This is a genomic window from Shewanella sp. 38A_GOM-205m (assembly GCF_000518445.1).
GTDB classification, from domain to species: domain Bacteria; phylum Pseudomonadota; class Gammaproteobacteria; order Enterobacterales; family Shewanellaceae; genus Shewanella; species Shewanella algae.
Genome location: NZ_JADP01000002.1, coordinates 315,770 through 329,921, shown reverse-complemented (window position 1 = coordinate 329,921; position 14,152 = coordinate 315,770). Strand labels below are relative to the sequence as shown.

12 protein-coding genes and 1 pseudogene are annotated in these 14,152 nt (G+C 52.6%); 4 read left to right on the top strand and 9 right to left on the bottom strand.

From position 1 onward, the window contains the following. The 3 genes and pseudogenes from N512_RS24305 to N512_RS0103180 all read left to right on the top strand — a co-directional run. Window positions 1-106: pseudogene (locus tag N512_RS24305) on the top strand (IS200/IS605 family transposase); the annotation flags it as partial. Window positions 107-326: 220 nt separating this feature from the next. Next, window positions 327-830, top strand: a complete 504-nt coding sequence (locus N512_RS0103185) for a DUF1097 domain-containing protein (RefSeq protein ID WP_028779378.1) — start codon at window positions 327-329, stop codon at window positions 828-830. A 56-nt stretch (window positions 831-886) separates the two neighbouring features. Next, a complete protein-coding gene (locus N512_RS0103180) occupies window positions 887-2,302 on the top strand; it encodes a methyl-accepting chemotaxis protein (RefSeq protein ID WP_028779377.1) in 1,416 nt (471 codons plus the stop codon). Between the two features lie 140 nt (window positions 2,303-2,442). On the opposite strand, the gene xthA is transcribed toward N512_RS0103180, so the two are convergent. From xthA to ackA, 6 genes are all read right to left on the bottom strand, one after another. After that, complete coding sequence (gene xthA, locus N512_RS0103175) at window positions 2,443-3,249, bottom strand: exodeoxyribonuclease III (RefSeq protein WP_025011773.1); 807 nt, start codon at window positions 3,247-3,249, stop codon at window positions 2,443-2,445. Beyond that, on the bottom strand, window positions 3,249-3,548 hold the full coding sequence (locus N512_RS0103170; RefSeq protein ID WP_025011774.1) for a YciI family protein: 300 nt from the start codon (window positions 3,546-3,548) through the stop codon (window positions 3,249-3,251). The genes xthA and N512_RS0103170 overlap by 1 nt, the downstream gene beginning before the upstream one ends. Then, complete coding sequence (locus N512_RS0103165) at window positions 3,548-4,093, bottom strand: septation protein A (protein WP_025011775.1); 546 nt, start codon at window positions 4,091-4,093, stop codon at window positions 3,548-3,550. The genes N512_RS0103170 and N512_RS0103165 overlap by 1 nt, the downstream gene beginning before the upstream one ends. A 95-nt stretch (window positions 4,094-4,188) precedes the next feature. Further along, window positions 4,189-4,629, bottom strand: a complete 441-nt coding sequence (locus tag N512_RS0103160; protein ID WP_025011776.1) for a hypothetical protein — start codon at window positions 4,627-4,629, stop codon at window positions 4,189-4,191. Between the two features lie 567 nt (window positions 4,630-5,196). Next, window positions 5,197-7,338, bottom strand: coding sequence for a phosphate acetyltransferase (gene pta, locus N512_RS0103155; protein ID WP_028779376.1), 2,142 nt, complete (start codon window positions 7,336-7,338; stop codon window positions 5,197-5,199). Between the two features lie 94 nt (window positions 7,339-7,432). Continuing rightward, entirely contained in the window at window positions 7,433-8,632 is a 1,200-nt protein-coding gene (gene ackA, locus N512_RS0103150; RefSeq protein WP_025011777.1) for an acetate kinase, read from the bottom strand. Between the two features lie 158 nt (window positions 8,633-8,790). On the opposite strand from ackA, the gene yfbV reads away from it, so the two are divergent. Then, window positions 8,791-9,234: a terminus macrodomain insulation protein YfbV gene (yfbV, locus tag N512_RS0103145; RefSeq protein ID WP_028779375.1), complete on the top strand. Its 444-nt coding sequence runs from the start codon at window positions 8,791-8,793 to the stop codon at window positions 9,232-9,234. Between the two features lies 1 nt (window position 9,235). Here the strand turns inward: yfbV and pflA are convergent, their stop codons facing one another. From pflA to focA, 3 genes are read right to left on the bottom strand one after another with little or no spacing between them, the layout of a single operon-like run. Next, window positions 9,236-9,976, bottom strand: a complete 741-nt coding sequence (pflA, locus tag N512_RS0103140; protein ID WP_025011778.1) for a pyruvate formate lyase 1-activating protein — start codon at window positions 9,974-9,976, stop codon at window positions 9,236-9,238. A 57-nt stretch (window positions 9,977-10,033) separates the two neighbouring features. Next, entirely contained in the window at window positions 10,034-12,316 is a 2,283-nt protein-coding gene (pflB, locus tag N512_RS0103135; protein WP_028779374.1) for a formate C-acetyltransferase, read from the bottom strand. A 29-nt stretch (window positions 12,317-12,345) separates the two neighbouring features. Continuing rightward, window positions 12,346-13,227 (bottom strand): formate transporter FocA, encoded by an 882-nt coding sequence (gene focA / locus N512_RS0103130; RefSeq protein WP_025889524.1) that lies wholly within the window; start codon window positions 13,225-13,227, stop codon window positions 12,346-12,348. Window positions 13,228-14,152 lie beyond the last annotated feature (925 nt).

Below are 14,152 nucleotides of genomic sequence, written 5' to 3'. Positions count from 1 at the left end.
TTCAGTGGGAGCAAACGAAGAGATCATTCGTCGATATGTAAGGTATCAACAGAAAGTAGAGGCAGAGGAATCAAACGGTCAGATCAAGCTTGGTTTGGATGGGTGATTCTTTTAGCCCCCTTCTAGGGGGCTGTTCAAAGCCACCTGCTATGCAGGTGGATTTTTTACTTGGCTAAAATTCACTCCATTATTGTTTTTTTACTACCAAACGTTTGCAAAGTGAGCCGGATCTCGGCATTAATAAGCCCTTTTTTGGTGTAGATCCGGTTTTTGTTATCAAAATCGGGGTAATTTAACCAATGTTTACATTTTGTGGAGATACTCCTATGCAACAGCGTTGGCATGCAGCAATATCTGCCGGTCTCTTGGCCACTGTCTGGTGTGGGATTGCCGACACCTTTGGGCTGATCACCTGGATAGGGTTTCTAGGATGCAGTACTTTCTTTGCTCAAGGACGCAGTGGTTTTGCCGGTCTGCTTCAGGCCTGGTGCACCAATACATCGGGAGTATTCTGGGCTTGGCTTATCATCAGTGGTAGTAGCTTCTTTGTCTCGCCGCTATTTGGCTGGATCTTCACCGGTATAGCCACCAGTGCCATGTGCCTGCAGGCCTGTTTCGGTAAACTTAACTTTATTCCCGGTGCCTTTATTGGTTGTTGCATCACCTTTGCCATGTCGGCGGATATTACAGCTATTATGCCGCCGCTGCTGATTGGCGCCGTATTCGGTTATGCCATGAGTCGCTTGACCGACCTCATGGGCTATTGCCAAACCAGTCGCAGTCGTCAAACTCAAACAAAACCTCTGCCGGTCGAAAGGGCGGTGGAGTAATAGATTATATTGCCAGGATCCTGTCCCGGCTTTTAGCTTCGCGCTGAGGAGCACTGATGAAGCAGATCCAGTTTAGAAAAGTTGATGCCATGCTGATTAAGTTCAGTCTCAACGGTAAATTCTGGCTTGTGTGTTCGCTGGTTAGCGCCATAACCGTCGCTATCGCACTGGCTAACTGGTGGCAGTTGGATGCCAGTGTAACCCAGGGCGCTGAGGCGCGTTTACAAGCTAAAGCCGAGACCCTGCTCCAGTTGGCGCCCAAGCAGGGGCGCGATCTTTGGCTACAGCAGCAAGGTCTTAGCCGTAATGAACCGCGCGCTGAGATCAAAGTTATGCTCAGTAGCCATGATGGTAACTACTGGCTCGGTGACAGCTTAACACTGCAAGAGCAAGAGATGCTCAGCAGGGCGAACTGGTTGCTGCTGTGGGCCTTTGTCGGGCTGTTGCCGCTGTTTCAACTCAGCTATTGGATCTCCACCTCTCTTGGCGGCGGACTATGGGATATGTATATGGCGATCAAACGCCTGGCTGACGGCGATTTGAGCTTTAGGCTCAATTTCTTCGGTACAGATGATTTCAGCCTGATAGCCCGCGAGATTGACCGCTGCGCCGATAACATGAGCGAAATGGTCACCGCCATCAGCAGTAATGCTGAAACCTTGTCGATGGCGGCTTCCGAATTTGCCGAGCAAGCCGCTGCCGGTGATGAGATGGGCAAAATTCAGTGGCAGTTTCTCGATACTGTGGCCACGGCGATGGAGCAGATGAGCAATGCCATTACCGAAGTGTCCCACAACGCCGCCGAAACTTCTTCCCAGACCCGGGATAATGCCTCTCAGATGGGCCTGGGTGCCAGACATATAGCAGAAACGGTTGCCAGCATAGGTGAGTTGTCGAGCCGGATTGCCGAGGCGTTCTCTTCGGTATCGCAACTGTCGCGGGATGCTACCGAGATTGGCGCTGTGGTGACCACTATTGATGGCATTTCCGAGCAGACCAATCTGCTGGCGCTCAATGCCGCTATTGAGGCGGCCAGAGCCGGTGAACAGGGGCGCGGCTTTGCTGTGGTTGCCGACGAGGTGCGGACCCTGGCGGGACGAACCCAGGAAGCGACAGTGGAAATTCAACGTATGATAGAGGGTTTACAGGCGGGCAGCCGCAATTTGTCTCAGCTGACCGAGGCGATAGTGTCGCAGGCCGATGAAAGCCGCCAGGCGATCATTCAGGTGGGTACGGATGTTGAGGGGATGCGTGGCTCAGTGGATGCGGTATTTGATCGCAGCAGCCAAATCGCAGCCTCGGCCGAAGAGCAAAGCGTGTCGGCCCGGGAGATCAGCTCGCAGCTTGGCGATATCCGCAGCCACTCGGATCAGATGCGCCAGGCCAGCGAAAGGGCGATAGAGCTGAGTCAAAAACTGGCCCAGGCTTCTGCCTCTCTGACCCGGCTGTTGGCACAGTATAAAACCAGTTGAACGGCTAGAAGCTGAGCCATAAAAAACGCCGGCATCATCAGATGTCGGCGTTTTGCGTTATAGCGTTTCCTGAGCTTTGCTTCAGGCGTGCCGCTTGCTGTGGTCAGCATCCGCAGCGCCATCCAGCGTTAGCAACAATGTCAGCGAAAACAGCTCCAGATAGGCGCGTGATCCGAGGGCTTGTCGATGCCGCGAAGCGCGTAATCCACATCGGCCTCACTCAAGCGGCTTGCCAGCGACTCGGTTGCCAGGATCACATCGATACGCAGGCCGCGGTTATCATCAAAGCCACGGCTGCGATAATCAAACCAGGAGTAGCGTTCGCTGCGCTGTGGATGCAACTGGCGGAAGGTATCCACCAAACCCCAATCCAGCAGGGTTTGCAACCATTCACGCTCTTCCGGCTGGAAGCTGCATTTACCCGTCTTCAGCCAACGTTTGGCATTGGCATCGCCGATGCCGATATCCAGATCCAGCGGCGAGATATTGATATCCCCTATGATGGCAATATCCTGATCCGGGCTGAATGAGTTTTGCAGATACTGCATCAGATCGGCGTAAAACTTACGCTTGGCCGGGTACTTGGTCTCGTGATTGATATTTTCCCCCTGGGGGAAGTAGCCGTTAATCACTGTCAGCACCCGGCCGTTGTCCTGGATGAACTTTCCGGCGATAAGCCGGCGCTGGGCATCTTCATCGTCGGTGGGAAAGCCTTTTTGAACCTCAATGGGGGCCTGTTTGGATAACAGAGCCACGCCATAGTGGGCCTTGCCACCGTGGAAATGTACCTGATACCCCATGGCCTCCACTTCGGCCAGAGGGAAGGCTTCGTCGTGCACCTTGGTTTCCTGCAGCCCTATGATGTCCGGCTGGTGACTGTCTATCAACTGTTGTAGTTGATGCAGACGAGCTCTCAGTCCGTTGATATTGAAGGAAACGATTTTCATCAGGGCAGCACTCGTTTGAAGGGTTTAACGATAACACTCAGATAAACGCCGGCGGCAACATAAGGATCGGCATTGGCCCAGGCCTGGGCGGCTTCCAGCGATTCAAACTCGGCCACCACCAAAGAGCCGCTGAATCCGGCGTCCCCCGGGTTTTCACTGTCCACGGCGGGATGTGGGCCGGCCAGCATCAATCGTCCTTCATCGGCCAGCAGTTGTAGGCGCTGTAGATGGGCCGGACGAGCGGCAAGACGTTTTTCCAGGCTGTTTTCAACATCTTGGGATGAGATCATATACCACATTATTTGAGTTCCTTGCGTTGCTCTTCGGGGATGTGTTTAAAGAGATAAACCACGGTTGCTATGGTGTTCAGCAGCGTCACTGCGGTCAAGCCAAAGACCTTGAAGTTGACCCAGGTTTCCTGACTCAGACTGAAGGCGACATAGATATTGATAAGGCCGCAGATAATAAAGAAACTGACCCAGTACCAGGTGACTCTGGCCCATATCTTGTCGGCGACCTTGAGTTCCTGCCCCAGCATGCCCTTGAGTACAGGCTTATTCAGCAATTGGCTGACACCCAGACCCAAGGCGAACAGGGCATAGACTATAGTGACTTTCCATTTGATAAAGGCATCGTCGTGAAACACCAAGGTCAGGGTACCGAATACGGCCACCATGGCAAAGGTGATGAGATGCATTTTCTCAAGCTTGCGGTACAGCAGGTAGGTCACCACGAGTTGCAGCGCCGTTGCGGCTATCAAGGCGCCACTGGCGACATAGATATCGTAAAACTTATAAACGGCAAAGAAGATGACCAGCGGCAGGAAATCCAACAGTTGTTTCATAGTAATCAGACTGAGTGAAAATTGCCTGTGAGTTTAGCACGGCGGGCTTTGAGGGATAAACCTCTTCGGCCCTTGCGTGGGTCAGTGCACAATTATTACAGCGAACCTGAGTTGATCTTGCCGGTTTCCGGGAGAATTTCCACTATCACCCAGGCCCGGCCCCGTTTATGTAGGCGAATGGTTCTGTCATCGACCCAGGGGCGGCCACCTCTACGGCCGGTAAATTTGACCACGACAGTCACGTCATCGGTGAACTTGCGAAAGAAGTCGATATCTATCTCTTCAATCTCCAGGGTGACATCTGTCATCTGTAGATTGAGCATATGGCGCTGTACAGAGGCGGCTATATAGTAACTTTTCAGCACCTCCTTCATCGGATCATCGACATAATGGGTTGCCTTCTCGACATCCTTATCTACGTAGATGGCCTGAAAGAATCCCAGGGCGACTTGTTCCGGGCTGTCTATAGTGGCTTTACTCGGGTCATCATTGCAGCCAAATAGGCCTAGCAGACAAAGAAAAAGTAAATATCTCATAGTGTTGACCCTGATGATTGGTGCCAAACAGTATCGGTTTTTTTAGTATTGATCGCAAGCCGATGCCGCACGCTTGACGGGATCGGCGATCCTGTGGCATATAAAGAGGATAACGCAGAGATTCTTATCCACAGAATCTGTGGATAAGTGTGTTGAAGACTCGATATATACTTCCTAAGCGATTGATATCGTCGTTAAATTGTCGCTGGTTATTTTTTGACGCTTGGCACTTTTCCCTATCCGTTTCTTTCCTAATGACTCATTCCTGGCTGAATCATAACTGGCGTAAAGGATCCTTTGCGTTGATTTTGTACAGCTTTTGCTGATAAAAGCCGCAGTCAGTATCCAATATCAGTTCTTATAGAGGTTTGAGCTGCGAGCTCCAAAGGGTAGGTTGAAAAGACGCGCATGTGTGCAGGCCGGCATCGATTTATCCCGATAAACCTTTCATTACCCAATCTGTTCCCCAGCTTTGATGCTCGCTGAGTGAGTACACTCCTATGTGAAATAGACCACAAAAAAGCGCCTGCCGGAGCAGACGCTTTTCTTGAATTAGCTATCGGACCATTAATTACTCTGAGTGGCCTGAATAGCGGTCAGGGCGATGGTGTAGACTATGTCATCCACCAAGGCGCCACGGGACAGATCGTTCACCGGCTTACGCATACCTTGAAGCATAGGGCCTATGCTGATCAGATCGGCGCTTCGTTGAACGGCCTTATAAGTGGTGTTACCCGTGTTGAGATCCGGGAACACAAACACAGTTGCCTTACCGGCAACCGGACTGTCCGGCGCCTTGGAGCGAGCCACGTTGGGCATTACTGCGGCGTCGTACTGCAGTGGGCCGTCAATCACCAGATCCGGACGCTTCTCTTTGGCAATCCGGGTGGCTTCACGCACCTTATCCACATCCGAGCCTGTCCCTGAGTCACCGGTTGAGTAGCTGATCATCGCCACTCTGGGCTCAATGCCGAAGGCTTTGGCCGACTCGGCCGATTGGATGGCGATATCGGCCAACTGCTCGGCATTGGGATCCGGGTTGATGGCGCAATCACCATATACCAGCACTTGATCCGGCATCAGCATGAAGAAGATGGAAGAGACCAGGCTGGAGCCGGGCGCTGTCTTAATCAGCTGCAGTGGTGGACGAATGGTGTTGGCCGTGGTGTTGACTGCACCGGAAACGATACCGTCCACTTCATTCTGGGCCAGCATCATGGTGCCCAGCACCATGTTGTCTTCCAACTGCTCACGGGCAACCACTTCGGTCAGGCCCTTGTGACGGCGAAGATCCAGCATAGGTTCGACATAGCGCTCACGCACTTCATCGGGATCGATAATCTCGACATCCTCTCCCAGAATGACATCCTGCTGGGCTGCGATACGCAGAATTTCGTCGCGTTTGCCTAGCAGTACGCAGCGGGCAATACCGCGCTCGGCGCAGATGGCGGCGGCTTTGATGGTGCGTGGCTCATCGCCTTCAGGCAGCACCACAGTCTTACGGGCGGCGCGGGCCAGCTCGGTAAGTTTGTAGCGGAAAGCCGGTGGCGACAGGCGGTGCTCGCGGGGCGAGTTTTCGGTGACGCTTTCAATCCAGCTCTGATCGATATGACCGGCAACATATTCCTGTACCAATTCAATGCGCACTGCATCGTCCACAGGTACTTCGTGGTCAAAGCGTTGAATATTGAGTGAGGTCTGCCAGGTATTGGTATCGATAAGGAACACAGGCAGGCCGGTTTCAAAGGCCTGCTCACACAAGGCCATGATCTCAGGCTCAGGTTCATAACCGCCGCTCAGCAGCAAGGCACCAATCTTGACGCCGTTCATCGCTGCCAGACAGGCAGAAACGATAACATCGGAGCGATCGCCAGAGGTGACCAGCAGCGAGTCTGTCTTAATGTGCTGCACCATGTTGGGAATCGAGCGGGCACAGAAGGTTACCTTGCGCAGACGGCGAGTGTTCATCTCACCGGCATTGATGATGCGGGCACGCAGGTGCTTGGCCAAGTCGGATGCTCTGGGGGACACCAGATCCAGGTTGTAAGGCACGCTGCCGAGGATCCTCAGTGGGCTCTTGCCCGGCAACTGGAACATACCGGCGGTATCGCTGCGCTGAACGCCTTGATGGTCGAATACTTCAGACAGATCCGGGCGGGCACGGCCTTCGTCGTCCACCGGCGCGCCAATCTTGTTGATGATGGCACCGATAAGACGTTTGTTCTTGTTGCCACCCCAGGAGTTAAAGGCGATTTCGAGGCGGTTCATCAGCCCGGTCGGGCTGTCGTTGCCTGGGGTTGCGACAAAAATCACATCGGCGTCGAGCGCCTTGGCAATGGCATAATTGACATCATCGGCAAACGGATGGCTACGGGTGTGCACCAGGCCTTCGATGATCAGGGTTTCAGTGTTGTCGGCAATTTCACTGGCGCGGGCGATGATTTGCTCCATCAGCACATCCGTCTGATCGGCACGGATCAGCGCTTCGGCGTGGGCCATTTCAAACGGCTCAAGCGGGTTGACCGTGGGGGACTTGCTGAGGATGGTGGTTGAGCGCTCAGGGCCGTGATCCTGCGGGCGCAACTGGGAAATGGGTTTAAAGAACTGCACTTTAACGCCGTGGCGTTCCAATGCACGAACCATCCCCAGGCTGATAGACGTCAGACCGACGCCAGTGCCTATGGGGATCAACATAATGTTACGGGACATAAAAACCTCTTCGGAGTCGATGGTTTTCCGGTGAATCTTGTAAAGTCAAAAAACATGAAAGCCGCCAGGCTAACCAGGCGGCTGATTGGTCATATTATTCTTCTATCAAACTAATAGCGTCTTCGGCGATGACCCACTCTTCATTGGTGGGAATGACCATGGCCAGAGTGCCTTCATCTTTAGTGATAATTCCGCCATTGCCGAAGCGGGCGGCCAGGTTGCGTTCATCATCGACCTGGAAGTTGAAGATGGACAGTAGTTCCAGCACTTTCTTGCGGATAATGTCGGAGTTTTCACCTATGCCGCCGGTAAAGACCACGGCATCCAGACGGCCCAATGGCACAGTGTAGGAGGCGATATATTTTGCCAGACGATAGCAGAAGATTTCCAGTGCCAGTGTCGCACCTTTGTGACCTTCGGCATATCCTTCCTCGATACCACGGCAATCATTGGTCAATTCGCTGATCCCCAAAAGGCCGCTCTGCTTGTTCAGCAGGTTGTTGACCTCCTCCAGGGTGTAACCCAGTTGGTGCACCAGATGATAGATGATGGAGGGGTCGATATCGCCGCAGCGGGTTCCCATCACCAAACCTTCCAGTGGTGTCAGGCCCATGGAAGTATCCATGCTCTTGCCGCCTTTAACCGCCGTGACCGAAGCGCCGTTGCCCAGGTGAGCACAGATTACATTGGTATCGGCCAGCTCTTTACCCAGCACCTTGGCCGCTTCACGGCTGACAAACAGATGGCTGGTGCCGTGCATGCCGTAACGACGAATGCCGTGCTCACGGTAAAGCTTGTAGGGCAGGGCATAGACAAAGGCGTGCTCAGGCATACTCTGGTGGAAGGCGGTGTCAAACACGGCAACCTGAGGCAGGCTTGGGAACGAGGCCATGGCAGCACGAATACCTATCAGGTGCGCCGGATTGTGCAGCGGTGCCAGTGAGGCACAGTCTTCGATACCTTTGATCACCTGGTCGTCAATGATAACCGAGCGGGTGAATTTTTCGCCGCCATGCACGATACGGTGACCCACCGCCAGGATCTGTGACGCCAGTTCAGGCAGGGGAGCCAGGATCTGGTTTACAATAAACTCCACGGCTTCACGGTGCGCGGTAAATGCGCCCAGTGCGGCTTCATGCTTTTCGCCATTGTGTTTCCATTTGATGCGGGAGTTTTCCAGACCAAAGCACTCGGCCAGACCTGAGATCTGATCATCGCCCGTGAGTGCATCCATGACTGCAAATTTCAAAGAAGAACTGCCGCAATTTAGAACCAATACCAGTTTTTTAGACATGTTAAAAACCTTTCGCCGTTTTTAATTAATGAGTTACGGGTGAACTGGACTCGCCTGTAACCTGTTTCACTGCGTTCCTGCCGTCAAGCCGTTGTTGGGGCCGAATAGGGAACTGTGCTAAGGTAAAAGCAATATTATGCTTGTTTCAGGTGCCTTGATTGAGCCTTAACTTTCTCAAAACCGTGAGGGAAGGTCATCGTTATATGAAGACCTGGCCCATGGTCAGACAACTGGGTTTCTTTTTTCCTGAGTTTCGCGTTATTCGTGCCACTCAGTTGGCGTTGCAGTTGATGCCTGTGTTGGCCATGCTATCGGCTGCTGCGCCACTCTATTTCTATGGTTGGGACTATCTGCCCCAGGCCATAGCTATCTTTCTGTTCTTTCTCAGCCTGCCTTTGCAGGGCTATCTGTGGCTGGGTTGGCGTGCTCGCCATCCCTTGCCGCTGTCCTTGCTCGATTGGGGAAATCAACTCAATGCCAAGCTTTCCGGGCTTGGGGTGAGCAGTCGCCCTTTAGGGGCCAAGGCCTGCTATATGGATATGGCGCAGATCCTTAAATTGGCCTTTGAACGTCTCGATGCCGGATTTTGGGAAGAACTCTGAATCAGTAGCCGGCATTGATCCCTTTCTGGATAAATATAGCCTTTATTCGCTCCATGGTTTCGCGATCCGGCGGCGACACGCCGTCGAGTTCATAGTGCTCACCCATGGCTTCCCACTTGTGTTTGCCCAGTTCGTGATAGGGCAGTAATTCCACTTTTTCCACATTGGTCATTGGCTTGATAAATTCAGCCAGTTTTTCGGCCGAGGCTTCATCGTCTGTATAGCCGCCGACAACCACGTAACGGATCCAGGTTTTCTGGCCTCGTTTTGCCAGATATTCGGCAAACTGCAATGTTCGCTGGTTGCTGACCTTGGTGAGATCTATGTGCTTGGCATCATCCATCTGTTTGATGTCCAGCAGTACCAGATCTGTGTTGTCCAGCAACTGGTCGATCACCTCTGTGTATTTACGGACAAAGCCGTTGGTGTCCAAACAGGTGTGAATGCCTTCGGCCTTGCAGGCCTTGAATAGCTCGGCAACGAATTCAGCCTGTAACACAGCTTCACCACCGCTGGCGGTCACGCCACCACAGCTGGCTTCCAAAAAAGGTCGGTAGCTGACTATCTGTTCCATCAGCTCCGCGACCGTCACTTCCTTGCCGCCATCCAGATCCCAGGTGTCGCGATTGTGACAGTATTTACAGCGCATCAGGCAACCCTGCATAAAGGCGATAAAGCGAATGCCGGGACCATCTACTGTGCCAAAGGATTCCACCGAGTGGATCCGTCCTTTTACTGTCATGTGCTCTCCTTGGAATGGCTGCAGCGGCGGCCGTTGCAGCCCGGTTTCAAACGCGGATTACAGTGCTTTGGTGAAAGTACGGGTAATCACGTCTTGCTGTTGCTCAGGGGTCAGTGAGTTGAAGCGCACTGCATAGCCTGAAACACGTATGGTCAGCTGTGGATACTTGTCAGGGTTGACGACAGCATCTTCCAGCATTTCACGGTTCATCACGTTGACGTTCAGGTGCTGACCACCTTCATGGCCTGGCTTGTGGGAGAAGTATCCATCCATCAGCGCGGCCAGGTTGGTGCGGCGGGCATCTTCATCTTTACCCAGTGCATTGGGCACAATGGAGAAGGTGTAAGAGATACCGTCCTGAGCGTGAGCGAAGGGCAGCTTGGCCACTGAAGTCAGTGAAGCGATAGCGCCTTTCTCGTCACGGCCGTGCATTGGGTTGGCACCCGGGGCAAATGGTGCACCGGCGCGGCGACCATCCGGAGTGTTACCTGTCTTCTTACCATACACCACGTTGGAAGTAATGGTCAGGATTGACTGGGTTGGGATGGCGTTACGGTACATCTTCTTGTCACGAATTTTGGCCATAAAGCCTTCAACCAGCATACAGGCGATGTCGTCAACACGGGCGTCGTTGTTACCGAACTTGGGATAATCACCCTCGATTTCGAAGTCTACGGCAATACCGTTTTCATCGCGAACCGGTTTCACCTTGGCATACTTGATGGCAGACAGTGAGTCGGCAGCAATAGACAGACCGGCGATACCACAGGCCATGGTGCGACGTACGTCTCTGTCGTGCAGCGCCATCAGCGCGGCTTCGTAAGAGTACTTGTCGTGCATGTAGTGGATGGTGTTCAGCGCAGTGACATACTGAGTTGCCAACCAATCCATCAGGCCATCGAGACGGCTCATGACGTCATCATAGTTGAGCACTTCGTCTGTGATAGGATCTGCCTTGGGAGCAACCTGAATTTTCAGCTTTTCATCCACACCACCGTTGATGGCGTACAGCATGGTCTTGGCCAGGTTGGCACGGGCACCAAAGAACTGCATGTGCTTGCCCACAACCATTGGGCTCACGCAGCAGGCGATGGCGTAGTCATCAGACTCGAAGTCAGGGCGCATCAGGTCATCGTTTTCATACTGGATGGAGCTGGTGTCGATAGACACTTTGGCGCAGTATTTTTTGAATGGCTGAGGTAGCTGCTCGGACCAAAGCACAGTGATGTTTGGCTCTGGGCTTGGGCCCATGTTGTACAGGGTGTGCAGGAAGCGGAAGCTGGTCTTGCTCACCAGTGGACGACCGTCCAGACCCATACCACCGATAGATTCGGTAGCCCAGATTGGGTCGCCTGAGAACAACTCATCGTATTCAGGAGTACGCAGGAAGCGCACCATACGCAGTTTCATCACGAAATGGTCGATCATTTCCTGAGCCTGCTCTTCGGTGAGCACGCCGTTTTTCAGATCGCGTTCGATATAAACGTCGATGAAGGTTGAAGTACGGCCCAGAGACATGGCGGCGCCGTTTTGGCTCTTCACCGCGGCCAGATAGCCGAAGTAGGTCCATTGGATGGCTTCTTTGGCATTCTTGGCAGGGCCGGAGATGTCATAACCGTATTTGGCTGCCATCTTCTTCATCTTGCCCAGTGCTCTGTGCTGCTCGGCAATCTCTTCACGCAACTGGATTACGTTGCTCAGATCTTCACCGGCTTCCATCTGAGCCTGCAGTGAAGTGAACTGGGCAACCTTGTCCTTCATCAGGTAGTCGATACCGTAGAGGGCTACGCGACGGTAGTCACCAATGATACGGCCACGACCGTAGGCATCGGGCAAACCTGTCAGTACACCTGACTTACGGCAAGCGAGAATTTCCGGAGTGTAAACATCGAACACACCCTGGTTATGGGTCTTACGCAGTTCGGAGTAGACATATTTGATTTCAGGATCCAGCTCGCGATCATAGGCGGCGCAGGAGCCTTCAACCATGCGGATACCACCGTTGGGCAGCATGGCGCGTTTGAGTGGCGCATCAGTCTGCAAACCAACAATGGTTTCCAGTTCCTGATTGATGTAGCCGGCATCATGGGAATCTATGGTAGAGACTTTGTCTGTATCAAAGTCGACCGGAGCGTGGGTGCGGTTTTCCTGCTTGATGCCTTCCATGACTTTGTCCCACAGGGCTGTGGTCGCAGTGGTGGGGCCAGCCAGGAAAGACTCATCACCTTCATAGGGGGTGTAGTTCTTCTGGATAAAGTCACGTACATTGACTTCGGTCTTCCAATCGCCGGGAACAAAGCCTTCCCATGCGCTTGCAAACAGCTCAGTTTTCTCGGTCATAGTACTCATACCTTCTAGTTGAGATAAAGTTACTTGCTGGCCTCGCTGCCTTGCTTGGCCAGCAAGGGACGGCGATACACAAACCAGTAAGTCAACCCTACAAATAAAGCTCCCCCCACGATATTACCCAGAGTGACGGGAACCAGATTATGGAACACGAATTGGCTCCATGTGAGATCGGCAAACTGCTCGGGGCTGACCCCGGCGCTTGTCCAGAATTCAGTGCCGGCCATATTTTTGCTGATAATGGCCATGGGAATAAGGAACATGTTGGCGATGCAGTGCTCAAAGCCTGCGGCGACAAACATGGCAACCGGCAACACCACGGCCAGCAGTTTGTCAGTGACCGAGCGACCGGCATAGGCCATCCATACCGCCAGACACACCATGATGTTACACATGATCCCGAGGGCGATGGCCTGGAAAAAGTCATGGTGCAGTTTGGCCTGAGCTGTCTTCATGTAACCAAGGCCTATCAAACCGTGGCCGGCATCATAGTGTTTGGCGGTGATCATCAGGCCTACCAGTAGCATGGCGCCGATAAAGTTGCCCAGATAGACCAGCCCCCAGTTGCGCAGTAAGGCCTTGGTGGTGACCCGTTTGCTGGCTCTGGCAGTAATGGTTAATACGGTAGAGGTGAAGAGTTCGCCGCCCAGAACCACCACCAACATCAGGCCCAGGCTGAAGCACAGGCCGCCGATGAGTTTGTTGAGACCGTAGGGAAGGGCGCTGCCACCGGCAGTGGCGACAACATAGAAGATAAACGCGAGGCCAATAAACACCCCCGCAGTCATGGCCAGCAACAGGGTCGACTGGGTATCGCGGCCGATTTTGACGACGGCCGCATCCTCGACCTTCTGCGCAGTATTGGCAGGGGTTGATGCATCAAATGGGCTAGGACTGTTGTTCATAGCTGCCTTCTTTCGCTCATTTGGTGGCTGGCCACCGGTTTAGGTTATGAAATTCATTTATCGCTTGTTCTGTGTGATGACCCTTGAGCCATCGAATTCGTTAACTATAAGCAAAATGTAATTAAATTACGTGATTCAGATCAATTTAATCGCCGTATAATCTGAATTATGAAATTAAACTACCTTTTGCCATCCCTTTTTTGCCTGAAAAACCGTCTTGAAACAATTCACCGCAATCTTAATTGTCTTGCAGTGTTATCTACCGCAGCCTGTGCTTTCTATTTGGTGTTTAACCCAAGCCTAAGCTTGTAACACGTTATAAAAGTCCAATCTGTGCTGTTGCTCGCGATGAATGGCTGCAAACTGGAAATGTTTACATCTCCCATGTTGCCGCAATCTCCACCTTCTTTACTTACAGAGCCCAGGTTGAGGTTTTAGCTACCCCGAGAAAGTCTGTTCAAAGAATCGCTCGTTATGCATCGAACCTTAAAATTGGTCTTACCAATTTACCACAAAAATATTAACACAGAGCCGCGCTGTCGGCATCTGATATCGGCCTTTACCCACAGGGAAAAGCTAAATTTTGCGAGCAGGTTAACAATTGTATGCCATAGCGCCGACACAGGGGGATCCGCCGACAGTCTATTTAAGTAAATCCTTATTTCCGCAGCTTCACAAATCGGTGTCAAAGTTTGAGTCAGGTCTTGAATTTTGGGCCGTTGTGACCTGTTCGGGAGCAGGCTCAGGGCTGTGAGTCCTGTCATGGTTAATTCGGCATGCAGTCAAAAAGTTAACGGAATATCATCAGGTAACCGGGTGATAACTTTATCCAACAACCAAAGCGTAACTTGAGTCATGCCTTGGCACTCGGGGGAAGAGTTGATTAGAATCAACGCTTTCTTTTTGCTGTCACGCTCCAACCCCA

Coding starts and splice junctions, on each gene's coding strand:
- pta (WP_028779376.1), bottom strand. CDS start 7,338: ATGTCCCGTAACATTATGTTGATCCCCATAGGCACTGGCGTCGGTCTG.
- focA (WP_025889524.1), bottom strand. CDS start 13,227: ATGAACAACAGTCCTAGCCCATTTGATGCATCAACCCCTGCCAATACT.
- N512_RS0103180 (WP_028779377.1), top strand. CDS start 887: ATGAAGCAGATCCAGTTTAGAAAAGTTGATGCCATGCTGATTAAGTTC.
- pflA (WP_025011778.1), bottom strand. CDS start 9,976: ATGACAGTAAAAGGACGGATCCACTCGGTGGAATCCTTTGGCACAGTA.
- ackA (WP_025011777.1), bottom strand. CDS start 8,632: ATGTCTAAAAAACTGGTATTGGTTCTAAATTGCGGCAGTTCTTCTTTG.
- N512_RS0103185 (WP_028779378.1), top strand. CDS start 327: ATGCAACAGCGTTGGCATGCAGCAATATCTGCCGGTCTCTTGGCCACT.
- N512_RS0103170 (WP_025011774.1), bottom strand. CDS start 3,548: ATGTGGTATATGATCTCATCCCAAGATGTTGAAAACAGCCTGGAAAAA.
- N512_RS0103160 (WP_025011776.1), bottom strand. CDS start 4,629: ATGAGATATTTACTTTTTCTTTGTCTGCTAGGCCTATTTGGCTGCAAT.
- N512_RS0103165 (WP_025011775.1), bottom strand. CDS start 4,093: ATGAAACAACTGTTGGATTTCCTGCCGCTGGTCATCTTCTTTGCCGTT.
- xthA (WP_025011773.1), bottom strand. CDS start 3,249: ATGAAAATCGTTTCCTTCAATATCAACGGACTGAGAGCTCGTCTGCAT.
- pflB (WP_028779374.1), bottom strand. CDS start 12,316: ATGACCGAGAAAACTGAGCTGTTTGCAAGCGCATGGGAAGGCTTTGTT.